Annotated in this window: 21 protein-coding genes; 17 read left to right on the top strand and 4 right to left on the bottom strand. The window is 33.7% G+C overall.

The annotated features are described in order from the left end of the window. Window positions 1-210: 210 nt before the first annotated feature. From QMG60_RS09190 to QMG60_RS09175, 4 genes are all read left to right on the top strand, one after another. Complete coding sequence (locus QMG60_RS09190) at window positions 211-1287, top strand: porin (protein ID WP_281867572.1); 1077 nt, start codon at window positions 211-213, stop codon at window positions 1285-1287. Window positions 1288-1371: 84 nt separating this feature from the next. Further along, window positions 1372-2496: a universal stress protein gene (locus QMG60_RS09185; protein ID WP_281867571.1), complete on the top strand. Its 1125-nt coding sequence runs from the start codon at window positions 1372-1374 to the stop codon at window positions 2494-2496. A gap of 81 nt (window positions 2497-2577) precedes the next feature. Then, complete coding sequence (locus QMG60_RS09180) at window positions 2578-4296, top strand: ATP-binding protein (RefSeq protein ID WP_281867570.1); 1719 nt, start codon at window positions 2578-2580, stop codon at window positions 4294-4296. Between the two features lie 176 nt (window positions 4297-4472). Further along, window positions 4473-5234: a phosphatase PAP2 family protein gene (locus tag QMG60_RS09175; RefSeq protein ID WP_134139612.1), complete on the top strand. Its 762-nt coding sequence runs from the start codon at window positions 4473-4475 to the stop codon at window positions 5232-5234. 162 nt (window positions 5235-5396) lie between these two features. On the opposite strand, the gene QMG60_RS09170 is transcribed toward QMG60_RS09175, so the two are convergent. Further along, complete coding sequence (locus QMG60_RS09170) at window positions 5397-6170, bottom strand: LexA family transcriptional regulator (protein WP_134139672.1); 774 nt, start codon at window positions 6168-6170, stop codon at window positions 5397-5399. Between the two features lie 85 nt (window positions 6171-6255). Here QMG60_RS09170 and dinB point away from each other — a divergent pair, with 85 nt between their 5' ends. From dinB to QMG60_RS09135, 7 genes are all read left to right on the top strand, one after another. Further along, the gene (gene dinB / locus QMG60_RS09165) at window positions 6256-7437 is read left to right on the top strand and encodes a DNA polymerase IV (RefSeq protein ID WP_057117033.1); all 1182 of its coding nucleotides are present in this window, start codon (window positions 6256-6258) and stop codon (window positions 7435-7437) included. Beyond that, window positions 7437-10490 carry a DNA polymerase III subunit alpha gene (gene dnaE / locus QMG60_RS09160; RefSeq protein WP_281867568.1) on the top strand — a complete coding sequence of 1018 codons (3054 nt, stop codon included), beginning with the start codon at window positions 7437-7439 and terminating at the stop codon, window positions 10488-10490. The genes dinB and dnaE overlap by 1 nt, the downstream gene beginning before the upstream one ends. Window positions 10491-10534: 44 nt before the next feature. Further along, on the top strand, window positions 10535-11920 hold the full coding sequence (locus QMG60_RS09155) for an exonuclease domain-containing protein (protein ID WP_281867567.1): 1386 nt from the start codon (window positions 10535-10537) through the stop codon (window positions 11918-11920). Window positions 11921-11973: 53 nt separating this feature from the next. After that, window positions 11974-12750 (top strand): exodeoxyribonuclease III, encoded by a 777-nt coding sequence (gene xth, locus QMG60_RS09150; protein WP_281867565.1) that lies wholly within the window; start codon window positions 11974-11976, stop codon window positions 12748-12750. 8 nt (window positions 12751-12758) lie between these two features. Then, on the top strand, window positions 12759-13385 hold the full coding sequence (locus QMG60_RS09145) for an alpha-ketoglutarate-dependent dioxygenase AlkB (protein ID WP_134139671.1): 627 nt from the start codon (window positions 12759-12761) through the stop codon (window positions 13383-13385). Window positions 13386-13541: 156 nt separating this feature from the next. Further along, window positions 13542-14003 (top strand): DUF1810 domain-containing protein, encoded by a 462-nt coding sequence (locus QMG60_RS09140; RefSeq protein WP_057117037.1) that lies wholly within the window; start codon window positions 13542-13544, stop codon window positions 14001-14003. Between the two features lie 149 nt (window positions 14004-14152). Next, entirely contained in the window at window positions 14153-14557 is a 405-nt protein-coding gene (locus QMG60_RS09135) for a hypothetical protein (protein WP_057117038.1), read from the top strand. Window positions 14558-14637: 80 nt separating this feature from the next. Here the strand turns inward: QMG60_RS09135 and QMG60_RS09130 are convergent, their stop codons facing one another. Next, complete coding sequence (locus QMG60_RS09130) at window positions 14638-16047, bottom strand: amino acid permease (RefSeq protein WP_057117653.1); 1410 nt, start codon at window positions 16045-16047, stop codon at window positions 14638-14640. 158 nt (window positions 16048-16205) lie between these two features. Between QMG60_RS09130 and QMG60_RS09125 the strand changes: the two genes are divergently transcribed. The 6 genes from QMG60_RS09125 (at window position 16206) to QMG60_RS09100 (ending at window position 20906) form a co-directional block, all read left to right on the top strand. Then, window positions 16206-16916, top strand: a complete 711-nt coding sequence (locus tag QMG60_RS09125) for an SDR family NAD(P)-dependent oxidoreductase (RefSeq protein ID WP_281867563.1) — start codon at window positions 16206-16208, stop codon at window positions 16914-16916. A gap of 233 nt (window positions 16917-17149) precedes the next feature. Next, window positions 17150-17488: a hypothetical protein gene (locus tag QMG60_RS09120; protein ID WP_057117040.1), complete on the top strand. Its 339-nt coding sequence runs from the start codon at window positions 17150-17152 to the stop codon at window positions 17486-17488. Window positions 17489-17537: 49 nt separating this feature from the next. Then, the gene (locus QMG60_RS09115) at window positions 17538-17882 is read left to right on the top strand and encodes a hypothetical protein (RefSeq protein ID WP_281867561.1); all 345 of its coding nucleotides are present in this window, start codon (window positions 17538-17540) and stop codon (window positions 17880-17882) included. A gap of 27 nt (window positions 17883-17909) precedes the next feature. Further along, entirely contained in the window at window positions 17910-18668 is a 759-nt protein-coding gene (locus QMG60_RS09110) for a methyltransferase domain-containing protein (protein ID WP_281867559.1), read from the top strand. A 671-nt stretch (window positions 18669-19339) separates the two neighbouring features. After that, window positions 19340-20533, top strand: a complete 1194-nt coding sequence (locus tag QMG60_RS09105) for a HAMP domain-containing sensor histidine kinase (RefSeq protein ID WP_241774358.1) — start codon at window positions 19340-19342, stop codon at window positions 20531-20533. After that, window positions 20523-20906: a response regulator gene (locus tag QMG60_RS09100; protein WP_057117044.1), complete on the top strand. Its 384-nt coding sequence runs from the start codon at window positions 20523-20525 to the stop codon at window positions 20904-20906. The genes QMG60_RS09105 and QMG60_RS09100 overlap by 11 nt, the downstream gene beginning before the upstream one ends. A 2-nt stretch (window positions 20907-20908) precedes the next feature. Here QMG60_RS09100 and QMG60_RS09095 read toward each other — a convergent pair whose 3' ends face one another. After that, window positions 20909-22063: a peptidoglycan endopeptidase gene (locus QMG60_RS09095; protein ID WP_281867557.1), complete on the bottom strand. Its 1155-nt coding sequence runs from the start codon at window positions 22061-22063 to the stop codon at window positions 20909-20911. A gap of 348 nt (window positions 22064-22411) precedes the next feature. Further along, complete coding sequence (locus QMG60_RS09090; RefSeq protein ID WP_281867556.1) at window positions 22412-24676, bottom strand: aconitate hydratase; 2265 nt, start codon at window positions 24674-24676, stop codon at window positions 22412-22414. Window positions 24677-24788: the final 112 nt, after the last annotated feature.

The following is a 24788-nucleotide window of genomic DNA, read 5'->3' as shown; positions in this document are numbered from 1 at the left end:
AATCGACAAACTAAACTTGAAATAATACCTACAAGGTTTTAAAAACCTTGCAGGAAACGAAAATGCCTTTTTTACCCCAAATGCCCTAGCCCCGATAGAAACGAAAATCCTTTTGTGTCTCGTTTCTTTAACGAGACACAAAAGATTGTAGTGGATAGCGGGATTAGCTCCTAAAAAAATCTACTAATAAATAATTGAATACCACAAAAAATGAAAAAAATAATACTTACTGCTTTAATCGTTTTTGGTTATAGCAATTTACAAGCACAAGAAGAATCTAAAAGTCCGTTGACATTTTCAGGATATGTAGACGCTTATTACAGTTATGATTTTGGAAAACCTGAAAATCATACGCGGCCAAACTTTTTTTACAGTTATAATAAAAGCAATGAGGTAAACCTGAATTTGGGTATGGCAAAAGTGAATTATTCGAAAGAAAATATTCGTGGAAATTTTGCTTTAATGGCGGGAACTTATGCCGAATATAATATGGCTGCCGAACAGGGTTTGTTGAAAAATGTTTACGAAGCAAATGTAGGTGTGAAGATTTCTAAAAACCATAATTTATGGATTGATGCGGGAATTATGCCATCGCATATTGGTTTTGAAAGTGCCATTGGAAAAGACTGCCAGACTCTAACCCGAAGTATTTTGGCTGAGAATTCGCCTTATTATGAAACTGGAGTTAAAATTGGCTATACGTCTGAATCAGGAAAATGGTATTTGGCAGGAATGTATTTGAATGGATGGCAAAGAATTGAGAAAGTGGAAGGCAATCAAACTCCAGCTTTTGGAACTCAGATTACGTACAAACCATCTGATAAAGTGGCTTTGAACTGGAGCACTTATGTTGGAAATGAACAGCCGGATATCGACAAAAAATGGCGTTATTTTAATAACTTCTACGGACAATTTAAAGTAACGGAGAAAACAAATGTAACGGCTGGTTTTGATGTTGGATCTCAGCAATCGGCTAAAAACAGCAACAAATATGACACTTGGTTTTCGCCAGTTTTAATTCTGCAATACAAACCAACAGAGAAAATTCAGCTTGCAGCAAGAGGTGAATATTATAGTGATGAAAAAGGCGTAATTATCGCAACTGAAACGCCAAATGGTTTTAAAACTTACGGATTTTCAGCTAACTTTGATTACTTAGTTACTGATAATGTTATGTTTAGAATTGAAGCCAGAAATCTTTCGAGTAAAGATGAAATCTTTACAAAAGATAACGCTCCAACGGATACGAATACTTTTGTAACGACTTCATTGGCGATTTCATTTTAGCTTTAGGCTATAGGCTTTAAGCAGTAAGCTTTTTAAAAGTTATACTGCCTAAAGCCTAAAGCTTATTGCTTAAAGCATATTTTTATGGAAAACGAAAATAATAACGCACAGCACTTTCTCGATTTAATTCAGAAATCACGAAAAGGAAAGTTTAAAATCTACATTGGGATGAGCGCCGGTGTGGGCAAAACTTTTCGTATGCTTCAGGAAGCGCATTCGTTATTGAAAAACGGAATCGATGTAAAAATTGGCTACATCGAAACGCACATGCGAAAGGAAACGCATGAATTATTGGCGGGTTTGCCTGTGATTCCGCGACGGACGATTTTCTATAAAGGAAAAGAATTAGAAGAACTCGACGTTCAAGCCATTATTAATCTTCGTCCCGAAGTGGTTATTGTTGATGAACTGGCGCACACGAATGTTGAAGGAAGCAAAAATGAAAAGCGTTGGCAGGATGTTTTGGAGATTCTGGATGCAGGAATTAATGTCATTTCGGCTGTTAATATTCAGCATATTGAGAGTTTAAATGAGGATGTAAAACGTATTACAAATATTGATGTTCAGGAACGCATTCCAGATAATGTTTTGCGATTGGCAGATGAAGTCGTAAATATCGATTTAACTTCTGAAGATTTGATTGCGCGTTTGAAAGAAGGAAAAATTTATACTCCGGATAAAATTCAGACGGCTTTAACGAACTTTTTTAAATCGGAACAAATTCTTCAACTTCGAGAACTGGCTTTGAAAGAAGTAGCGAGTCAAGTCGTTCGAAAAGTTGAGAATGAAGTTCCGAATCTTCATGCTTTGCGACATGAAAAATTACTGGCGTGCATTAGCAGTAATGATAAAACAGCCAAAATTGTGATTCGAAAAGCAGCACGATTGGCAAGTTATTACAACGGATCATGGTATGTTTTGTACGTAGAAACACCGCAGGAAAGCAGTACAAAAATTGCTTTAGACAAACAACGTCATTTAATAAATAACTTTAAACTCGCCGTACAATTAGGCGCAGAAGTTATTAAATTAGAACATAAAAATATTGCCGATGCGATTTTGATTACTGCAGAAGAAAAACAAATTACAACTGTCTGCATTGGTAAACCGCATTTGAATTTATTTAAAGTAATTTTGTCTACAACAATTTTCAGGCGTTTGCTAAACAAACTGTCTTTATCAAATGTTGATCTTGTTATATTATCGTGAAATGTTTGATGTAAAATGTGAGATGATCTTTGGGAAATACATTTTACATCTCACAGCCAACATTTTACAAAAATTAAAATTATGAGAATTAAAACCAAATTAAATCTGGGTGTTGGATTATTATTTTTAATGATCATTATACTTTCGCTCGTAAGCGGTTATTCTGTTTTTTTAATAAAAGCAGATACAGAGAATATTCTAAAAGCGAATTATAATACGCTGGAATATTCGCGAAATATGATTTTGTCTTTGGATGAAATTAAAACCAATCCTGATAATGAAATTCAAACTTTTAAAAAATATCTGGAAAAGCAAACGCAAAATGTAACTGAACCTGGAGAAAAGGAAGCAACTGAAAATCTGGAAAAAAGTTTTTCGCTTTTAGAAAAAAATGGTACTGATGAAACTTTAAAAACGCAAATCAGAAAAGACATTTTTGCGATCATGAAACTCAATCTCGATGCTATAAAACAGAAAAGTGATATTGCCAAACTCACAGCCGAAAATGCTAATTTATGGATTGCCATTGTTGGAAGTTTATGCTTTTTAATCGCTTTTAATCTACTCGTTAATTTACCTAATAATATTGCAAACCCAATAAAGGAATTAACGCTGAGTATTAAAGAAATAGCCAATAAAAATTATTCAGAACGGGTACATTTTACAAGTCATAGCGAATTTGGCGATCTTGCAAAGTCGTTTAATACGATGGCGCAGAAACTTCAGGAATATAATGATAGTAATTTGTACAAATTATTCTTCGAAAAGAAACGTCTGGAAACCCTTATCAATAATATGCACGATCCAATTATTGGGTTGGACAATGAAGGAATTGTTTTGTTTGCCAATGATGAAGCGCTAAAAATTATTGGTTTAAAATTGGAAGATGTTGTTGGAAAATTAGCTTCAAATTTGGCTTTATCGAATGATTTAATTCGTTCTTTGATTTTAAAAGATGATATTGATGCACCTAAAAAACAACCGCTTAAAATTTATGCTCACGGAAAAGAGAGTTATTTTGAAAAAGAGATTCTGAATATTACTATAATTCCGACTGGCGAAGAAAAAGAAATCAATATCGGTGATGTAATTATTCTTCGAAACATTACACTTTTTAAAGAATTGGATTTTGCCAAAACCAATTTTATTGCGACCGTTTCGCACGAATTAAAAACGCCGATTGCCTCTATAAAATTAAGTCTGCAATTGCTTGAAAATGCTAAAACGGGCGACATGAACGACGACCAAAAACAATTGGTTGAAAGTATAAAAGATGACAGTCAAAGACTATTGAAAATTACAGGCGAATTACTTAATTTATCGCAATTGGAAACTGGAAATATTCAACTAAATATTGAAAAAAGCAATCCGCATGAAATTGTAAATTATGCTGTTGAAGCCGTAAAAGTTCAGGCCGATCAAAAACAGATTAAATTGGTTATTGATGCCGATGAAAATCTGCAGGACGTAAAAGCCGACAGCGAAAAAACAGGCTGGGTTTTAATTAATTATTTGTCGAATGCTATTCGGTATTCTTCTGAAAAAAGCACCATTTTCATCAAATTAAAAAAAGAAAATAATCAAATCGTATTTCAGGTCATCGATACCGGAAAAGGAATTGATACAAGATACAAAGACAAAGTTTTCGATAAATATTTTCAGGTTCCGGGAAGTCAAAAATCCGGAACAGGATTAGGCTTGGCAATCAGCAAAGAATTTATTGAAGCGCAAAATGGGAATGTTGGGGTCGAGAGTAATTTAGGATTGGGAAGTACGTTTTGGTTTTCGTTGAAGGTTTAAAAAGATTCGAACCATTTTCTAGAACTGATGACACTTAAAAAAAGATAATATTTAGTCAATCTTAATCAAACCATTCTATTTAAAACCAACAAATTAACATTCCCTTAAGGTTCAATTAAGCCCAAAATACCTGCATTGAACATTCGTTATTATTGCAAAATATAACGACAAAAACAATGTTCCTCAAAACGATTTCCCTTGTATTCCTGTTCGGATTATTTTCTGCAAATGCACAGCAAAATGATTCAATTGTAAAAATTGACAGTACTTCAAATCATTTAAAATTTAATTACAAACAATTAATTATTCCAAGTGCATTAATTGGCTATGGTGTTATTGGAATTGGAAATGATCAACTCCTAAGTTTTAATCATCAAATTAAGAATGAAGTTACTGAAGACATTGACGAGAAAATTACTATTGACGATTTCTCTCAATACGCACCCGCAGCATCTGTTTATGCTTTGAATGCTTTTGGAGTAAAAGGTAAAAACAATCTACGAGATCGTTCTGTAATATTTGTGACTTCTTATGTTATAATGGCTTCAACGGTTTTAGGTTTAAAATCGATTGTGCATGAAGAACGTCCAGACGGAAGTTCGAACAATTCTTTTCCTTCAGGACATACTGCGACTGCTTTTGCCGGAGCCGAGTTTTTATGGCAGGAATACAAAGATAAATCGATTTGGTACGGAATTGCCGGATATGCCGTTGCAACCGGAACTGGATTATTTAGAATTTACAATAACCGCCACTGGTTAACCGATGTCGCTGCAGGAGCTGGAATTGGAATTTTGAGCACCAAATTAGCGTATTGGATGAATCCTTATATTACCAAAAAATTATTCAAATCTTCTTCTGAAAGTAAGTCAACTTCTATGGTAATGCCTTTTTATAATGGGCAGCAATATGGATTGGGTTTTGTGAAAGTTTTTTAGCGTTTTTAACCACAGAGATTAAAAGGATTAAAAAGATTTTTTGACTAATGTTGTCTATATTTTTCCATCACGAATTTACGAATTACTTTAAATCAAAATTCATAAATTCGTGGCGGAAAAAAATAATCCTTCAAATCTGTGCAATCTGTGGCAAAAAGCCTTTTAAGTGTTCGAAGTATTATTCTTAATCTCCATCACTTCTCTTTTTACTTCAAGAAGCAGTTCTTTCATACTTTCAGTTTCAGATAAGGTTTGTTTTTTATCAGATCGGCCGATGTTGCATTCGTACTCCCAAATCTCTAAAATATCAGAAGCTTTCACTTCATAATTTGGGTAAAAACTATTATCAGATTCCAAAACTAAAGAATTCTTTTTGTTTTTATTGAGACGTTTGTAGACCATACCTTCATTTTTGGTAATCAAGATATAGGTCTTACCATCCATCACCTCTCCTAACCTTTCCACATAACGTCCGATAATAATAGAACCATCTTCGTGTGGCGGCATCGAATCACCTTCTACAGGAAATCCGCGGTGTTTACCAGGCCCTAAAAAAGGAAGAGAAACCTGCTGCAAACTTTCAATGTATTCTGGATCGGCATAACCGTTGAGGTAACCGGCTTTTGCTTTTTGAGATACAATTTCGATATAATTCTCCCCAAAACTATCTACCTGTATGGGTAAAATAAGTCGATTGCCTTCTAGTTTTATTAAATTTTCTACGTTTATTTTACGTATATCGACAGACAATAACAAATCGATACTCATATGAAAATATAAAGCGATTTGCTTTAAAATGTCATACGGCGCTTCGGAAGTTCCATCTTCGTATTTAACGTATCTACCTCTTGTAATTCTTAGGTTTTGGGCTAACTTTTCTTGTGATATTTTATGCTTAACCCTTAATGCTCTGATATTGTCTGAAAATAAGGACATAACTAATTTGTTATAATTTGGAACAGCAAATATACAAAAAATTGTTATCATCTGTGTTAATTTTGTTTCATACAAAAACAAGAAAATGGCAAGGGCAATTGTACACATGGATTTGGATACTTTTTTTGTATCCTGTGAACGACTAACCAACTCAGAATTAAGAGACAAACCTCTTATTATTGGTGGAGGTGATCGTGGCGTTGTAGCCTCTTGTTCTTATGAAGCCCGCAAATTTGGGGTGCGTTCTGCAATGCCTATTCAAATGGCGCTGAAACTTTGTCCAGATGCAAAAGTTATGAAAGGGGACATGGAATTGTATTCACAATTATCGCACGATGTTACTCAAATTCTTCAGGAAAAAGCACCCGTTTTAGAAAAAGCCAGTATCGATGAATTTTATCTGGATATTACTGGAATGGATAAATTTCACGGAAGCTATAAATGGACAGATGAATTGGCAAAATCTGTAATAAAAGAAACTGGTCTGCCAATTAGTTTTTCGCTATCTATTAATAAAACTGTTTCTAAAATTGCAACTGGCGAAGGCAAACCTGTAGGGAATCTCGAAATTCCTGAGCAAGGAGTTCAGGCTTTTTTAAATCCGTTATCGATTCAAAAAATCCCGATGGTTGGAAATGTCACTTTTCAGCTTTTATCCCGAATTGGTGTTCGTAAAATTCAGACTTTAGCAGAAATGCCTCCTGAGGTTTTACAGCAGATGATTGGAAAAAATGGTTTGGACATCTGGAAAAAAGCCAACGGAATCGACCATACGCCTGTAGAACCTTACAGTGAAAGAAAATCAATTTCTACCGAACATACTTTTGCTCAGGATACAATCGATATTGCCAAACTAAAAAGAGTGCTTTTAGGAATGGTCGAAAAACTGGCTTTTCAGCTTCGATCTGAACAATGGTTAACCTCAACAGTTACGGTTAAAATACGTTATGCCAATTTTGATACAGAAACCAAACAATGCAGAGTAGCTTATACATCAGCAGATCACGTTTTGACCAAAAATGTAATGGAACTTTTTGAGAAATTGTATCAGCGTCGTATGCGTTTACGTTTGATTGGTGTTCGCTTTAGCGGATTAGTTAGAGGCACCTACCAAATTGATCTTTTTGAAGATACTCAGGAAATGCTTTCACTTTATGCCGCTATGGATAAAATGAAAAACCGTTATGGCTTTGATGCCGTAATGCGCTGTGCCGGAGCTTCTTTTAAACCCAATAACAAAGACGAAATTTTAAAACGCAGTAAATAATGTATCTCAATTGTCATTCATATCATTCATTACGTTACGGCACAATTCCTCTTGATAAACTTATCGAGGAGGCCGTTTCCTATGGTGTTAAAGCAATGGCACTTACTGATATTAATACAGTAACAGGAATTTATGATTTTATAAAAGCATGTATTGAAAAAGAGATTAAACCATTGGTCGGAATGGAGTTTCGATGCAGTCATGAGTTTCGATATATCGGTTTGGCTCAAAATGCTGAAGGTTTGGCTGAAATGAATCGTTTTTTAACGAATCATAATTTCAGCGGAGAAAAACTGCCATTAACTGCACCCGAATTCAAATCGGTTTTTGTAATTTATACTTTAGAAAATGCTCCGAAAGTTCTTCGTGAAAATGAATTTATCGGCATTCGTCCCGAAGAAGTTTCAAGACTTTTCACATCAGAACATAAAGATAAAATTTCTAAAATGGTTGTACTGCAATCGGTAACTTTCAGAAATAAAAAAGAATTTAATCTGCATAAAATTCTGCGTGCAATTGATACGAATATTATCTTATCAAAATTAACAGAAGCTGATTATTGCAGAACTTCTGAAAAAATGTTGCCTGTAGAATCGCTGTTACCTTTTTATGAAAAGTATCCTGAAATTATAATTAACACAGAGAAAATTATTAATTCCTGCAATTTTGAATATGATTTTTCTACTCCAAAAAACAAAAAATTCTTTACTACAAGTCGTCAGGAAGATTTAAAAATGCTTACCGACTTGGCTATGAAAGGATTAAAAAGACGTTATGGAAACGAGAATCCAGAAGCAAAAAAGCGTATAGAAAAGGAACTAAAAGTGATCGATAAATTAGAGTTCAGCGGTTATTTTTTAATTACTTGGGATATTGTACGCTACAGCAATAGTCAGGGTTTTATGCATATTGGCCGAGGCAGCGGTGCCAATAGTATTATAGCCTATTGTTTAGGCATTACAGATATTTGCCCATTAGAATTGGATTTGTATTTTGAGCGATTTTTAAATTTAAATCGTAAAAGTCCGCCCGATTTTGACATCGATTGGAGCTGGAAAGAGCGTAATATAATTTTAGAATATATTTTTGATAAATATGGCCGCGATCATGTTGCTTTTTGCGGTACCAATGTAGAATTCAAACACCGTTCTATTTTCAGGGAAGTCGGGAAAGTTTTTGGTCTTCCAAAAGAAGAATTAGATATGCTGGCCAAAAATCCAATGGCATTGCAAGAAACTAATTCTATTGTACAGCTGGTTCAGTATTATAGTCTTATGATGAATAAATATCCTAATCAGCGCAGTATGCATGCCTGTGGTATTATTATTTCTGAAGAACCGATCACCAATTATACGCCGTTGGAAATGCCTCCAAAAGGTTTTCCTATTGTACTTTTTGACATGCATATTGCCGAAGAAATTGGTTTCGAAAAATTCGATATTCTAAGTCAGCGTGGCATTGGGCATATCGATGACAGCGTAAAACTAATCGAAAAAAACCGAGGCATAAAAGTGGATATTCGTGACACTTCTATATCTAAAGATGAAGCTGTATGCAATGTTCATTTGGCACAAGGAAAAACCATTGGCTGTTTCTATATCGAAAGTCCCGCAATGCGTGGATTATTACGCCGTTTAAATTGTGATAATTATAGGATTCTTGTAGCGGCTTCTTCAATTATTCGCCCCGGCGTTGCACAATCCGGAATGATGAAAGAATATATTTTTCGTCATAATAATCCAGATCAGTTTCAATATTTTCATGAGGTTTTCAAAGAACATCTTGGCGAAACCTATGGTATTATGGTTTATCAGGAAGATGTGATCAAAATTGCCCAGCATTACGGAGGCGTTCCTGCAGCAGACGGTGATATTCTGCGTCGCGCCATGTCTGGAAAAGGGCGTTCTAAAGAAGCGCTTCAAAAAGTAAAAGATAATTTCTTTGCTTCGTGTGCCCAAAAAGGACATCCTGAAGCTCTTAGTCAGGAAATTTACCGCCAGATTGAATCGTTTGCAGGATTTTCATTTTGTAAAGCGCACTCTGCTTCTTATGCGGTAGAAAGTTACCAAAGTTTATATCTCAAGATCAATTATCCTGTAGAGTTTATGACAGCGGTTATTAATAATCAAGGCGGATTTTACAGAACAGAAGTTTATGTACACGAAGCACGTATGTCTGGCGCAGCGATCCTTAATCCGTGTGTGAATAAAAGTGAATATCAAACTACGGTTTATGGAAATGATATCTATCTAGGTTTTATGCACCTGCAGGGTTTAGAATCGAAAATAGCAAATTTGATCGAATCGGATCGGGAGAAAAATGGTGAATTTATTTCTTTGGAGGATTTTATCAACCGAATTCCAATTGGTATTGAAAGTATTAAAATTTTGATTTTTATAGATGCTTTTCGCTTTACAGGAAAAACCAAAAATCAGCTTCTCGTTATTGCCAGTTTACTTTTAAATAATTTTAAACCAGAAAACAGAAGTTTGATGCTTTTACAAGAACCCGTTAAAGAATATAAGCTTCCAACTTTAGATCGTTCTGTTTTTGAAGATGCTTTTGATGAAATCGAGCTTTTGAGTTTTCCTGTATCCTGTACCGTTTTTGATTTATTACAAACCAAATACCGCGGCGATGTTATGGCAAAAGATCTTGTCTCGCATCATAAAAAACAGGTTCGAATGCTGGCTTATTTAATTGCCCGAAAACAGGTTCCTACCAAAAAAGGAAATATGTATTTTGGAACTTGGATTGATCATGAAGGCTCTTATTTTGACACGGCGCATTTTCCTGATAGTCTGGCGCAGCATCCTTTTCAGGGCGGAGGCTGTTATTTGCTTTTAGGAAATGTAGAAGTCGATTATCACTTTCCAACCATAACGATCCTCAAAATGGCCAAGATGCCTTTTATCCCCGATCCTCGTTATATGGATGCAAAAGATCAGTTTAAAACACAGCGATTAATTAAGGAGGATGTTAGTCCTACGCATCGCGAACCTTATCCGCAGGGACATGAAATTAATCTGCCGAGACATCGAATGAAATTTTAGCATTAAAATAACAAATGAAGAAATAGATTTTACGTTATATAAAGATGAGAAATACGGAATATGCCATAGTCGATATTGAAACCACAGGCGGGAATGCCAGTGGCAGCCGCATTACAGAAATTGCCATTATTATTCATGATGGTAAAAATGTAATTGACCGTTATGAAACGCTTGTAAACCCCGAAAAAGAAATACCACTTTCTATTTTTGGTTTAACAGGGATTAATAACGAAATGGTGTCCAATGCACCTATTTTTGATGATATTTCGGAGAAAGTACTCGAAATGCTTACCGATCGTATTTTCGTCGCGCATAACGTCAACTTCGATTATTCATTTGTTCGTCATCAATTGGAACAAGCTGGTTTTAAATGGACTGCCAGAAAATTGTGTACCGTTCGCGCAGCACGAAAAATTAAACCAGGATTGGGATCGTATAGTTTAGGGAATCTGTGTAACTCCTTAAATATCTGTTTAGAAAACAGGCACCGCGCCGGCGGAGATGCAGATGCTACTGCTATATTGTTTTCTTTATTATTGGAATGGGATGATGCAGGCGAGATCAACAAAATGATCAAAAAAACATCTGAAGACCAGCGTTTGCCACCAAATTTACCTCCAGAAGATTTTAATAATTTACCCGAAAAACCAGGCGTTTATTATTTTTATAATCAGCAGAAAAAGGTGATTTATGTTGGAAAAGCGATTAACTTAAAAAAACGCGTTGCTTCTCATTTTAGCGGGCACAAAATTAATTCGCAAAGGCAGCATTTTCTGCGTGATATTCACGGAATTTCGTTTGAAGTCTGCGCAACCGAATTAATGGCTTTGTTATTAGAATGTACCGAAATCAAGAAACTCTGGCCAACTTACAATAGAGCATTAAAGCGCTTTGAGGCGAAATTTGGAATTTACCAGTATGAAGCAAGAAACGGATATAAATATTTAGCCGTTGGAAAACTAACCAAATTTCAGACTTGTATTCATGAATTTAATAGTTTGTATAACGCTATAAATTTACTGAGAGAGCTGTCTGAACAATTTGAAATTGATCAAAGATTCTGCAAATATTCCAGACCTGAAGATGGGGAGCTTTTTCAGAATAATGATATAAAAAGTCTGCCTGATGCCTTGCTTCATAATCAGCAAGTTGATAATGCAATTGATTTTCTGTTAAACAACCGTCCCACTTTTGCCATTATTGATAAAGGGAGAACCAAAGACGAACGAAGTTGTATTTGGATTGAAAACGGTCATTTTTATGGTATGGGACATATTCCGACAGATGTTTCGATTACAGATCCATCAGAAGTAAAAAACTATGTTACGCCCTATAAAAGCAATCAATACATTGTGCATTTGATTTTTGCTTACGCAGAAAAATATCCAGGTAAAGTATTCTTTAAGAAACAGTTCCTTAACCAAGAATAGAATTAAATACTTAATTATCAGTAAATTTAATATTACAACTAATTAAATGTACCATGAAAATAGCAACCTATAATGTAAACGGAGTTAACGGACGCTTAAATGTATTACTGCGCTGGCTTGAAGAAGCTGCTCCAGATATTGTCTGCCTTCAGGAATTAAAAGCACCACAGGATAAATTTCCGCTTAAAGCGATAAATGATGTGGGTTACAATGCTATTTGGCACGGACAAAAACAATGGAACGGCGTGGCAATTCTTGCCCGTAACATGGAAATTGAAGAAATAACCCGTATTCTTCCAGGTGATGAAGAAGATATCCAAAGTCGTTATGTCGAAGCTTTAATTAACGGAATTGTAATTGCCTGTCTTTATCTCCCAAACGGAAACCCTGCGCCGGGACCAAAACTTGAATATAAACTGAAATGGTTTGATCGTTTGGCCGAGCGTGCAGAAACCCTATTGAAGTTAAAAATTCCCGTAATACTTGTTGGCGACTATAATGTTATGCCAACAGAATTGGATGTTTATAAACCTGAAAAATGGGTAAAAGATGCGCTTTTCCTGCCTGAAGTCAGAAAAGCTTTTGCAACTATTGTTTCGCAGGGATGGACAGATGCTATTCGGAAATTATATCCTGATGAGAAGATTTATACTTTTTGGGATTATTTTAGAAATGCTTATGAACGTGATGCAGGATTGAGAATTGATCATTTTTTATTGAGTCCTCAAATTGCAAAAGAATTGCGCTCTGGAGGTGTTGACCGTCATGTGCGAGGCTGGGAAAAAACAAGCGATCATGCTCCTGTATGGATTGAAATTGATAAAAAATGAATGCAACAATGACATTATTTAACGACACCGAATTATTTACCCCAGGTTTGGCAGGAAAAAAAGTATTTGACATTCCTGATTCTGAATTGATTTTGATCGATAATTTTTTCACCAAAGAAGAATCTGATCGCTTTTATGAAAGACTGCTCCGTAAAACCAAATGGAGAGAATACGAAATGGAAATTTACGATAAAATCTACACCGTTCCCAGAATGATTGCCTGGTATGAAGACAAGGATAATCCAGGAGCAGATCCAAAAGGTCCGGACTGGAATTACGAATTATTGACTATTAGAGGCCGCGTAGAGAAAGAAACACAGCTTGATTTTAATACCGTTCTGCTTAATTTATACCGAGATGGAAATGACGGTGTGGGCTGGCATAGCGACAAAGAACACAATACTGGACCAAACCCGATTATTGCATCGGTTACTTTTGGTGAAACTAGAATGTTCAGGCTTCGTCATAAATTCAACAAAGACATTCCGCAGGTTGAAATCCCGCTGCATCATGGCTCTTTTTTATTGATGTCCGGAACAACAAATAGCTTTTGGCAGCACCAAGTTCCGAAAACCGCGCGAGATGTTTTACCAAGAATCAATTTAACATTTAGGCAAACCCGCCGAAATGTGTAAGTTATTAGTAACTAAAAATGAGCCAGTTTTTTGGCTCAATAACGAAGAGGAAAATTCTGTCGAAAAAAGTTAAATTACTGATTGTATGAACGTTTTATTAGGCAGACCCTATCTTTTTTAGTATTTTTGCAACCTTTTTTTAAATACAATACCGTAATGGCATATTCAAACAATGATTTAGCGCGCTTCTTAGATGCGCAAAACAAACTTTATCTTACCGCTCTTTCTGAAATCAGTAAAGGGAAAAAGGAAACACACTGGATGTGGTTTATTTTTCCCCAAATTAAAGGTTTAGGAAAAAGCGATACTGCAATTCTTTACGCCATTAATGATTTAAAAGAAGCATCTGATTATTTAGAACATCCAATTCTAGGAAAACATTTAATCGAGATTTCAGAGCTTTTATTAACCTTCAAAAGAAAATCTGCAGACGGAATTTTTGGCGATTTAGACGCTCGAAAATTACGTTCTTGCATGACTTTGTTTTCTTTAGTAGAAAATACAAATCCGATATTTAACGAAATTCTGGATGCTTTTTTCTCTGGAGAATGCGACCCACTGACTTTGTCTATTATTAATTCAACTATAAAATCATCTACTGAGCCTTCTATTGTATAATTTACAATACTCATAGATTTTTTACATTTTAAAGACACTACAATTGCGTAGTGTCTTTTTTATTTTAAAGCCAAAAAATATCAAGAAGTAAAGTTTTATATTTGATAGCCTTTTAAGTTTTATCTTGCATTATCCTAAAATTCAATATCATGAACGAGAAAATTAAAACTTTACAAGTTATTCATCTTGCTATTTGTGCCGGAACAGTTCTTGCTTATTACTTTTTAGGAGAGCTTTCAATTGAAAAATTAGACATTCCAACAATAGATTCAACATCTCTAGTTTATGTATCTATACCTGTCCTCGCTTTCGTTTTTAGCAGTTTTTTATTCAAATCACAATTAAAACAAATCGATCCAAAATTCAAAGCGGAAGAAAAAATGCGAATTTATCAAGCAGCATCTATTATGCGATGGGCAGTTTTAGAAGGCGCAGCTTTTTTAATATTACTTTTAAAACCAGATTTTGTATTATTCGGAATACTTATTATTATATATCTAATTTTCCTGAGACCAACAGAAGAAAGAATTAACAACGATCTATCAGATTCTTAAATAGAATTTACTCAAAAAAGAACGCCTTGTGTACTTAACAAGGCGTTCTTTTTTATATTGGATTTTATAACTTGAACTAACTATTCTTTCGGCTTTGTTAAATAATAAACTGGAATACCCGTCAGCATAATTAAAACTCCCCAGCCGCAGGTAGAGAATTTTGTGATTAGCAAAGAGATACAAATTGCTGTTGCTGTAATAATATACAACATTGGCAAAAACGGATATCCAAAAGCTTTGTAAGGTCTTTCGACATCTGGCATTTTTTTGCGTAAAATGAAGATTCCATAGATTGTTAAAATGTAAAAAATCAAAACAATGATGATTACAAAATCTAGTAAATCACCATATTTACCTGTCAAACATAAAGCCGAAGCCCAAACACACTGCGCCCAAAGTGCCCAAGCTGGAACACTAGAACTATTTAAAATAGCCGCTTTTTTAAAGAACAATCCATCGTTTGCCATTGTGTAATAAACCCTTGCTCCTGCCATAATTAATCCGTTGTTACAGGCAAAAGTCGAAATCATAATCATGATTGCAATAATCAGTGTTCCAATGTTCCCGAAAATATATTGTGATGCTACAACCGCTACACGATCAGATTTTGCTGTTGCAATTTCGTCTAACGGAATCACTGCCAAATACATAATATTTGTTAAAACATAAATAATCGTTACAATAAAAGTTCCTAAAAACAAACTGAAACCCACATTACGTTTAGGATTTTTAATTTCACCAGCAATAAAAGTTACACCGTTCCAGGCATCGCTGGAAAATAAAGATCCAACCATTGCTGCAGAAATTCCAGTTATTAAAGCTGATCCTCCAATTGGAAGCCATGATCCAGTTTCTTTGTCAAATGCACGAGTATTCCATCCATCTGCCCAGTTTGCATCCCAAACAGAAGCTTTTGCTGCAAGCGTTAATCCAAAAACTATTAATCCGAGCAATGATAAAATCTTAATAATCGTTAAAACCGTTTGCAGAATTTTTCCGTTTTTGACGCCTCGGCTATTGATGTAAGTCAATAAAACAATTGTAAAAATAGAAACTAACTGCGCCGCATTAAGTTTAAAAGAACCTAACTCATAAAGAATATTTTCATCACTAAAGGGCTCATACAAATAAGCAGCAAATTTCGAAAAAGCTACTCCCACCGCTGCAATTGTTCCAGTTTGAATCACAGCAAAAAAACTCCAGCCGTACAAAAAGGCAATTAATTTATTATAAGCTTCTTTTAAGTATACATATTGTCCTCCCGCTTTTGGGAACATTGCACTTAATTCGCCATAACTTACGGCAGCAATAATCGTAATCAATCCAGAGATCAGCCAAATTAAAGTCAGCCATCCAGCAGATCCTACTTGTCTGGCGATATCGGCGCTAACAATAAATATCCCAGATCCGATCATAGAACCCACAACAAGCATGGTTCCGTCTAATAATCCGAGTTCTCTTTTAAAATGTTCTTGGTCGTTTTCTTGCATTTTTATTGGTTTAGGGTTGGTTAAAGATATACTTTTTTTAGAAATTTTAGATTTTAGAAAATAAATCGCAAATACGTTTTGCATTCTAAAAGAAAAATAAAATTACAACAAAATATTTTTTGTAGTATTTTTACGCATTATTTATAAAAATTTAAAGTATGAATTTATTTAGTAATTCTGTTGTACTCTTAACAGGAGCTGACGGTGACATAGGAAAAGCTTTCATAGAAGAGTTATTAAATCAAAATGTAAGGAAAATATATATTACAGGAATAAATATAGAAAAACTATCTGCTCTTGCATCTCTACATCCTAACAATTTATTTCCATTTCTTTTAGATGTAACAGATAGTAATCAAATCAAAGATTTTTGCTCTAACCACACAGATATTAACATATTAATTAATAATGCTGGAATAGAGTTGAAATCTAATTTTTTGAATTTAAAAGCTCATGAATATGCTAAACTAGAAATGAATATAAATTATATTGGAGTTGTAAATCTCACCAACGAATTAATCCCTACTCTAAAATCAAATTCAAATGCAACTATAATTAATATTTTATCAATTGCAAGTCTTTATGTTATTAAAAGATTATCAACGTATTGTGCATCAAAAACGGCAGCACATATTTTTACGCAATTAATCAGAGAAGATTTAGCAGAAGATAATATTAAAGTATTTGGAATATATCCTGGTTATGTCGATTCAAAAATGTCTTCAGACGTAGAATATAATAAAATTTCACCTCAAGCATTAGTCAAAAATATCTGCAATGATATAAATTTAGATTTCTATGATGTATTTCCAGACCCAATGTCTATTGCATTTAAAAATAGTAATAAATTAACTATAGATTATATATAAGTATTTTGTAAATGGTTGTAGTCATTTTTGGCATGACCTTAAAGCTATTTCAAATTTATAAATTAAGACAAAAAATAACTTTTCCAATATTTTCTCTAAACTGCAAGCTTCACAACTTGCAGTTTTTTTTATAAATAAATTTCATCCTTACGCTTTCCCGTAAACATTTACGATTTCAAGTATTTATATTTGATCGACTAATCAAAATAAACCAAAATCTAAAAAATCAATTTATGGAAACCAGTGCAACAAGTTCATTAGAAATTTCAAGTCAGTTTTACAATTATGCTGCTGACTTGATGGTAAATCAAGAGAAATCTGCTTCTGAAACCAAAAATGCTTTGATCTCACAAGGCCTTACTCCAGAAAATGCAGCATTTGTTGTTGAGAATATCGAAGGTCAAATAGAAGAAGCAAAAAATGATAAAGCTAGAAAAGACATGATTTATGGAGCTTTATGGTTTGCCGGCGGTACTATTTTGACTCTTTCAAATATTGGCTTTATTTTTTGGGGAGCTATTTTATTTGGCGGTATTCAATTTTTTAGAGGATTGATAAATTTAAATTCTTAACTTTAATTCAGCATTTCAAAATTACTCTTTCATTTTAAAATTTAAAAACATGAAAAAAATTACTTTTTTGCTTTTATTCTTTTTTACTTCATTAAGCACATTTGCCCAAGATATTACAGGTGATTGGAAGGGAGTTTTGAAAGTGCCCGGCGCAGAACTTAATCTTGTTTTGCATGTTACAAAAACTGAAAATGGTTTTAGCGCCACTTTAGACAGTCCAGATCAAAAAGCATTTGGACTTCCAGTGACAACAACAACATTCGCAAATTCAACCCTCAAATTTACTGTAGAAAATTTAGCGGTAGAATATGAAGGCGTTCTCGATAAAGATCAGGTTATAACTGGAACTTTCAAACAAATGGGACAAGCGATCCCATTAATTTTAAAACGTTAGCAATACTATATTTTAAATAAACCGATTATGACTTGGGATCCAAAAAAATACAACGAGTTCAAAGAAGAACGTTCGAAACCTTTTTTGGATCTTACAAGTCATATTGTTGATAAACCAAACCTAAAAGTTATCGATTTAGGATGCGGCACAGGCGAACTCACAAAAAAATTGTCCGAAAAACTTACTAATCCAATTGTATTAGGTATCGATAATTCTGCTGAAATGTTGGCAAAAGCTCCCTTAGGATCGCATATTAAATTTGAAAAAAGAACAATTTTAGAACAGCTCGAAAATGAAACCAAATGGGATTTAATTTTTTCTAATGCGGCATTGCAGTGGATTGATAATCACAATGAACTTTTTAAAAAAATTATTTCTCGTATAAATCCAGGTGGACAATTGGCCGTTCAGATGCCACAGCAAAACGAAAATATTCTTAACAAAATACTTTTAAACCTAGTTCAAGAAGAACCATTTTCATCTTACTTGAATAATTGGACACGTCCTTCTCCTGTATTAACTCTAGATGAATATGCTAAAATTCTTTTTCAAAATGGCGGCAAAGATTTGGTCCTTTACGAAAAAGTATATCCCTTAATTTCTGCTAATAAAAACGATTTTTTCGATTTTATTTCTGGCTCTGCATTAAAAGTTTATCAGGAACGTTTAAAGCCAAATGAATTTGAAGAATTGTCAAATGAATTTAAAAAAAGAATCGATACCTATTTTCCAGTTGTCCCTTCTATTTATGCTTTTAGACGATTGATTATATATGGTAAGTTTTAATTAAATTCTTGGATTCAAAAAGCATAATTTTTTCTCTACTTTTAATTTAACTATTATTCAAAAATAATTAAACAAAAAATCATTTACAATTGATTGCTCAAGGGTTTTAATATTCCCTTTGTAAACTCATTTTATCTTCTCAGAAAAACAATCCATTTTTATGTAAAAATTAAAGACAAAAACACAAAAACCTATAAAACAAATAATTAAGTAAAACAAACCTTGATTTTATATTCTTTTGGACAGTTATTTTTTTTGTAAAAATAATAAGATAAATTTTATTATATTTGAGAAAACCATTCCAGATATTTTTTTCAATGACAAATAATTTTAACAAGTGTTTAATTTATATTAACTGATAAGCTTTCCCCATAAGTTTATTTCTAAGTCTACATAAGCACACAAAAGGCACTTTATATTAACCTATTAATTATAAGATTATGTCTAAGTTACAAGCATTAAAAAACTTTCGTTTTCCAAAAGTTTTCATTCTTATTTTAATAGTTTTTATCTCGTGTGCACTGCTAATCTGCATTAACTTTTTTACTATCAAAATTTTATCCGCTAATAGAGCTTATGTTAATGGTGAATCTCATTATTCGAAGGGACAAAAAGACGCATCAAGACATCTTATAACTTATCTATATACTAAAAATCCAAATCAGTGGAAATTGTATTTAGAAGAACTAAAAGTTCCTCAGGGCGATGGTATTGCTCGAATTACACTTTTAAAAGCCGGCGACAATAAAATTGCTCGTAACGGATTTTTAATTGGCCGAAATCATGAAGAAGATTTAGATGATATTATTTGGCTTTTTGACAATTTTAAACAGATTTCTTATCTATCAAAAGCGATAGATGAATGGGGAAAAGGTGACAAATTGATTTTCAAATTATTTGTTATCGGCCAGCAGATTAATGCTAAAATTGAACGGAATCTTTTGACGATTGAAGATCAGCAGCAATACTTAAAACAAATCAGCGCTATAAGTGATCAATTAACTATTAACGAACGGAATTTTTCTAATGTTTTAGGTGAAGGAACCCGAAAAATAAAGGATTTATTGATTATTTCGAATGTCTTTTTTATTCTAATAATAATCTGCAGTGTTTGTCTTTATTATTCTATTATGGTCAAAAGACTACTTGTTTCCAAAAAAGAGACTGAGATAAAAAATGAAAATCTTATTATCGTAAATCGCGAATTAGACCGATTTGTATATAGTGCATCTCATGATTTAAGATCTCCTATAACTTCATTAAAAGGTCTTATAGAAATTACGGCATTAGAAGATGATGTAAATCAAGTTCGAAATTATCTTGAAATGATGCATCAGAGTCTCGCTCGACAAGATCAATTTATTAGCGATATCATTGATTATTCTAAAAACAAAAGAAAAGAAGTAATCATGGAGCCAGTAAGCTTGAAAGAATTGTTTAATGAAGCTATTTTACAATTAATGCATATTGAAAATGCAAGTAAAATCAAATTTACGCAGGAACTCGAAGTAGATCAGATTGAAAGTGATGGTCTTCGTTTAAAAATCATTATTAATAATCTGCTTTCAAATGCCATAAAATATGCTGACTGCAGCAAACAAGAAATGTTTATTACTATTAAAACATATTTTAGTGAAGGCTTAAATAAAATTGAAGTAGCAGATAATGGTATTGGAATTCACGATGATCATAAGGACAATATTTTTGATATGTATTTTGGAACAAACAAAAATAAAGGTTCTGGACTAGGTCTTTATATTGTCAAAGAAGCTGTAGAAAATATTAAAGGCGATATTTCTGTTTTTTCAGAAAGTACTGTTGGAAGTAAATTTATTGTAACGATACCTAATTCAAATGCAATTTAAACCGCAATTTCTAATTATAGAAGACAATTTAATTGACCAATTTATCATTAAAAAACTGCTAAAAAAAGGATTAGATATCAATCCTTTATTTATAGCTAATAATGGAAAAGAAGGAATAGATTGGCTTGTTCAAAATCCAGATCATAAATCGCTGATTATTCTTTTAGATATTCAGATGCCTATAATGAATGGATTTGAGTTCTTAGCAGAATTTGCCACTCTAGAAGAAAACTTAAAAGCTAAAATTGAGATTTTTGTTCTTTCATCAACTTTGGATATTGACGAAATTAAAAAGGTAAAAAACAATAAATATGTTTCAGATTTTTGGAACAAGCCTTTACGACTGGATTTACTAGAAAGTATTTCTCTCTAATATTATTCTAAAACGCGATTTACTTGAGAAAATGCTCTAGTGTAGTACGGTTCTTTTGTAGAAGAAATCATAACACCTCCGTGAGTTGATGAATGAACAAATTTTATTTCACCATCGGCAACTTCAACGATCATTCCAACGTGATTAATGTGACGTCTCCCATTGGTTCTAAAGAAAATTAAATCTCCTTTTTGAGCTTCTTCTGTGTTCACTTTTGTACCAATACGAGATTGTTCTATTGAACTTCTTGGCAATTTAATATCAAAATTATTAAAAGTACAAATCATTAAACCAGAACAATCAAACCCTGCTTTTGTGGTCCCGCCCGATCTATAACGCACTCCAATGTTTTCTGTAGCATTTGCAATAAGCTGATCTATTAATTCTGAATGACTGCCAGTTGATAATCTAACAAATGTAGAATCTTTTTTAATTTCAGCAGTTTGTGCTATTTGCACTGGTGAAGATACTGCAGCATTTTGTGATTCTTTAATTGCAATAGCCGATTGAATCGCGTCTGCTTTTTCTTTTGGAACTCGAATTTTTAAAAGATATCCAACAGGTACTTTCCCTTTTATAGACGGATTCTGGCGCTCTAATTCTGCAACAGTAATTCCATATTCTTTAGAAATACCGTATTTCGTCTCTTTCGGTTTCACTTCTCTATAAAGCTCAACTTCTGTAGAGATAACTTCTGGTGCATTCTCACGTGGCTTTTCATTTGTGGATGCAACATCAGAAGAATTAGAAGGAATTGTTATCTGTTGTCCAATTTTCAATCCTTCCGTTTCCAAAAGCGGATTAGCTTTCTTTAAATCATCAACAGAGACGTTGTATTTTTTTGAAATTCCCCACAGCGTTTCTTTGGCTGCTACTTCGTGTGAATTTGGGTTGGTACTTATAACTACTTCAGATTTAGGCTCAGACTTAGTTTTAACGTTAGCATTATTTTTATTTGGAATTAAAAGGATCGAATTTAGTTTTAAGATTTTAGAAGAGTTTGGATTTGCATCGGAAATCTCTTTAACTTTTACTCCATATTTTTTAGCAATAACAGAAAGATTTTCCCCTTTTGAAATTTTGTGCTTAACAAAATTGTCTTGTGCAAATACTCCAACACTGAAAAAAAACATTCCTATTATTAATCTAAAAATCATAAATTACTATTTAAGTTAGTACTTCTTTTTTTTAAGTTTAGTTACATAATTAAACTTAAAAATTATAAATATATTACCTCAAAGGCGAATTTAACTCTTAAAACCATAAAAACCATAATTTTTAACAATTAATTTATTCCAAAATGTCAAATTTAAACTTGACTTAATATCAAAAAAAGCTTCATTATTGATTTTCAGATAATTAAAATTTAAGCTTATTTTTCTTATAAAATGATGTTCACAAAACAGTAATTAAAAAAATAAGTTTTTCCATTTAGCGATCTTAAATAAAAAACGCCCCGTTTTCACAGAGCGTTTTTTTTAATATATAAAGGTAAATCTTAAAGATTAAGCTTTTCCAGCAGCAATTAAGTTTAAAGCAGAGCCTGCAACAAACCAGCCAATTTGACCTGCGTTGTAAGTATGGTTCGCCAAGATTATATCTTTTGTACCATCTGCATGAACAAACTCTAATGTTAATGGTTTTCCTGGAGCAAATTCAGTTAAATCTAAGAAGTTGATTGTATCATCTTCCTGAATTTTATCGTAATCTGCTTCGTTAGCAAATGTCAATCCTAAAAGACCTTGTTTTTTAAGGTTTGTTTCATGGATACGAGCAAATGATTTTACTAATACTGCTTTAACTCCTAAGAAACGAGGCTCCATTGCAGCGTGCTCACGAGAAGAACCTTCGCCATAATTATGATCTCCAATTACTATAGACGGAACCCCAGCTGCTTTGTATGCACGTGCTACGGCAGGAACGGCATCGTATGTACCTGTTAATTGATTTTTAACCGAATTTGTTTTTTGGTTGAATGCATTTACAGCACCAATCAACATATTATTAGAAATATTATCTAAATGTCCACGGAAACGAAGCCATGGCCCAGCCATAGAAATGTGGTCAGTTGTACATTTTCCAAATGCTTTAATCAGCAGTTTAGCTCCTGTAATGTTTTTACCATCCCAAGCATCAAAAGGAGCTAATAATTGTAAACGCTCAGATGTCGGACTGACTACTACCTGAACTCCCGAACCGTCCTCAGCCGGAGCTTGAAATCCCGGATCTTCAGCATAGAAACCTTTAAGAGGAAGTTCGTCTCCAGTTGGAGCATCAAGCATTACTTCTTCTCCGTCTTCGTTTATTAATTTATCTGTTAATGGGTTAAATCCTAAATCTCCAGCAATGGCTAACGCAGTTACCAATTCTGGAGAACCTACAAATGCCAAAGTGTTTGGATTACCATCTGCACGTTTTGAGAAATTACGGTTGAAAGAGTGAACGATTGTGTTTCTTTCTTCTTTTTCTGCTCCTTCTCTATCCCACATACCAATACATGGTCCGCAGGCATTAGCAAATACAGTAGCGTTGATTTTATTAAAAGTTTCTATAAAACCATCTCTCTCTATTGTAGAACGCACCACTTCAGAACCTGGAGTAATAGTAAACTGAGCTTTAGTTTTTAAATTCTTAGCCGCAACTTGTTTTGCCAGTGATGCTGCACGAGAGATATCTTCGTAAGATGAATTTGTACAAGAACCAATTAAACCAACTTGAATTTGTAAAGGCCAGTTATTTTTGATTGCTTCCTCTTTCATTTTAGAAATTGGGGTAGCCAAATCTGGAGTAAAAGGACCATTTAAATGCGGTTCTAATTGCGATAGGTTAATTTCGATAACCTGATCAAAATATTTTTCTGGCTCTGCATAAACTTCTGGATCTCCAGTTAAGTAAGAAGCTACTTTATCTGCAGCATCGGCAACATCGGCTCTGTTTGTAGAGCGTAGGTAACGACTCATAGAATCATCATAACCAAAAGTTGAAGTTGTAGCTCCAATTTCAGCACCCATATTACAAATAGTTCCTTTACCCGTACAAGACATTGCAGTTGCGCCTTCTCCAAAATATTCAACGATAGCACCAGTACCACCTTTTACCGTAAGAATACCAGCCACTTTAAGAATAACATCTTTAGGAGCAGTCCAACCTGATAATTTACCAGTTAATTTAACTCCAATTAATTTAGGAAATTTAAGCTCCCAAGCCATACCAGACATAACGTCTACAGCATCGGCTCCACCAACTCCAATTGCCACCATTCCTAAACCACCTGCATTTACAGTGTGAGAATCGGTACCAATCATCATTCCACCAGGGAAAGCATAATTTTCAAGTACTACTTGGTGAATAATTCCAGCTCCTGGTTTCCAGAAACCAATTCCGTATTTATTTGAAACTGACGACAAGAAATCGAAAACTTCATTACTTTGTGTTTTTGCTCTGGCCAAATCTGTTTTAGCATCTACTTTTGCCTGAATCAAGTGATCACAATGCACTGTTGTAGGAACTGCTACTTTAGATTTACCAGCATGCATAAATTGTAATAAAGCCATTTGAGCAGTTGCATCTTGACAAGCTACACGATCTGGTGCAAAATCAACATAATCAACTCCTCTTCCAAACGCCTTTGTTGGATTTCCATCCCAAAGGTGATTGTATAAAATTTTCTCTGTTAAGGTAAGTGGACGACCAACAATCTCGCGTGCCTTGTCAACACGACTTGGCATGTTTTCGTACACTTTTTTAATCATTTCGATATCAAAAGCCATAAGTTTTATAATTATTTTTTGTTTTTTTATTTTATTTTGAACATCACAAGTTACAAAAAATAGAGGAGCTATAAAAGAAAAAGCCCGAGTTTATCGCTCGGGCTTTAATATA

The sequence above is a fragment of the Flavobacterium sp. GSB-24 genome (assembly GCF_027924665.1).
Taxonomy (GTDB): domain Bacteria; phylum Bacteroidota; class Bacteroidia; order Flavobacteriales; family Flavobacteriaceae; genus Flavobacterium.
The sequence above is the reverse complement of the archived record's forward strand: the minus strand, read 5'-3'. Positions and strand labels throughout refer to the sequence as shown.

Bases quoted from the DNA above. Each gene is read 5' to 3' on its own strand.
- QMG60_RS09190 (WP_281867572.1), top strand. From the start codon at position 211: ATGAAAAAAATAATACTTACTGCTTTAATCGTTTTTGGTTATAGCAAT.
- QMG60_RS09185 (WP_281867571.1), top strand. From the start codon at position 1,372: ATGGAAAACGAAAATAATAACGCACAGCACTTTCTCGATTTAATTCAG.
- QMG60_RS09180 (WP_281867570.1), top strand. From the start codon at position 2,578: ATGAGAATTAAAACCAAATTAAATCTGGGTGTTGGATTATTATTTTTA.
- QMG60_RS09175 (WP_134139612.1), top strand. From the start codon at position 4,473: ATGTTCCTCAAAACGATTTCCCTTGTATTCCTGTTCGGATTATTTTCT.
- QMG60_RS09170 (WP_134139672.1), bottom strand. From the start codon at position 6,170: ATGTCCTTATTTTCAGACAATATCAGAGCATTAAGGGTTAAGCATAAA.
- dinB (WP_057117033.1), top strand. From the start codon at position 6,256: ATGGCAAGGGCAATTGTACACATGGATTTGGATACTTTTTTTGTATCC.
- dnaE (WP_281867568.1), top strand. From the start codon at position 7,437: ATGTATCTCAATTGTCATTCATATCATTCATTACGTTACGGCACAATT.
- QMG60_RS09155 (WP_281867567.1), top strand. From the start codon at position 10,535: ATGAGAAATACGGAATATGCCATAGTCGATATTGAAACCACAGGCGGG.
- xth (WP_281867565.1), top strand. From the start codon at position 11,974: ATGAAAATAGCAACCTATAATGTAAACGGAGTTAACGGACGCTTAAAT.
- QMG60_RS09145 (WP_134139671.1), top strand. From the start codon at position 12,759: ATGACATTATTTAACGACACCGAATTATTTACCCCAGGTTTGGCAGGA.
- QMG60_RS09140 (WP_057117037.1), top strand. From the start codon at position 13,542: ATGGCATATTCAAACAATGATTTAGCGCGCTTCTTAGATGCGCAAAAC.
- QMG60_RS09135 (WP_057117038.1), top strand. From the start codon at position 14,153: ATGAACGAGAAAATTAAAACTTTACAAGTTATTCATCTTGCTATTTGT.
- QMG60_RS09130 (WP_057117653.1), bottom strand. From the start codon at position 16,047: ATGCAAGAAAACGACCAAGAACATTTTAAAAGAGAACTCGGATTATTA.
- QMG60_RS09125 (WP_281867563.1), top strand. From the start codon at position 16,206: ATGAATTTATTTAGTAATTCTGTTGTACTCTTAACAGGAGCTGACGGT.
- QMG60_RS09120 (WP_057117040.1), top strand. From the start codon at position 17,150: ATGGAAACCAGTGCAACAAGTTCATTAGAAATTTCAAGTCAGTTTTAC.
- QMG60_RS09115 (WP_281867561.1), top strand. From the start codon at position 17,538: ATGAAAAAAATTACTTTTTTGCTTTTATTCTTTTTTACTTCATTAAGC.
- QMG60_RS09110 (WP_281867559.1), top strand. From the start codon at position 17,910: ATGACTTGGGATCCAAAAAAATACAACGAGTTCAAAGAAGAACGTTCG.
- QMG60_RS09100 (WP_057117044.1), top strand. From the start codon at position 20,523: ATGCAATTTAAACCGCAATTTCTAATTATAGAAGACAATTTAATTGAC.
- QMG60_RS09095 (WP_281867557.1), bottom strand. From the start codon at position 22,063: ATGATTTTTAGATTAATAATAGGAATGTTTTTTTTCAGTGTTGGAGTA.
- QMG60_RS09090 (WP_281867556.1), bottom strand. From the start codon at position 24,676: ATGGCTTTTGATATCGAAATGATTAAAAAAGTGTACGAAAACATGCCA.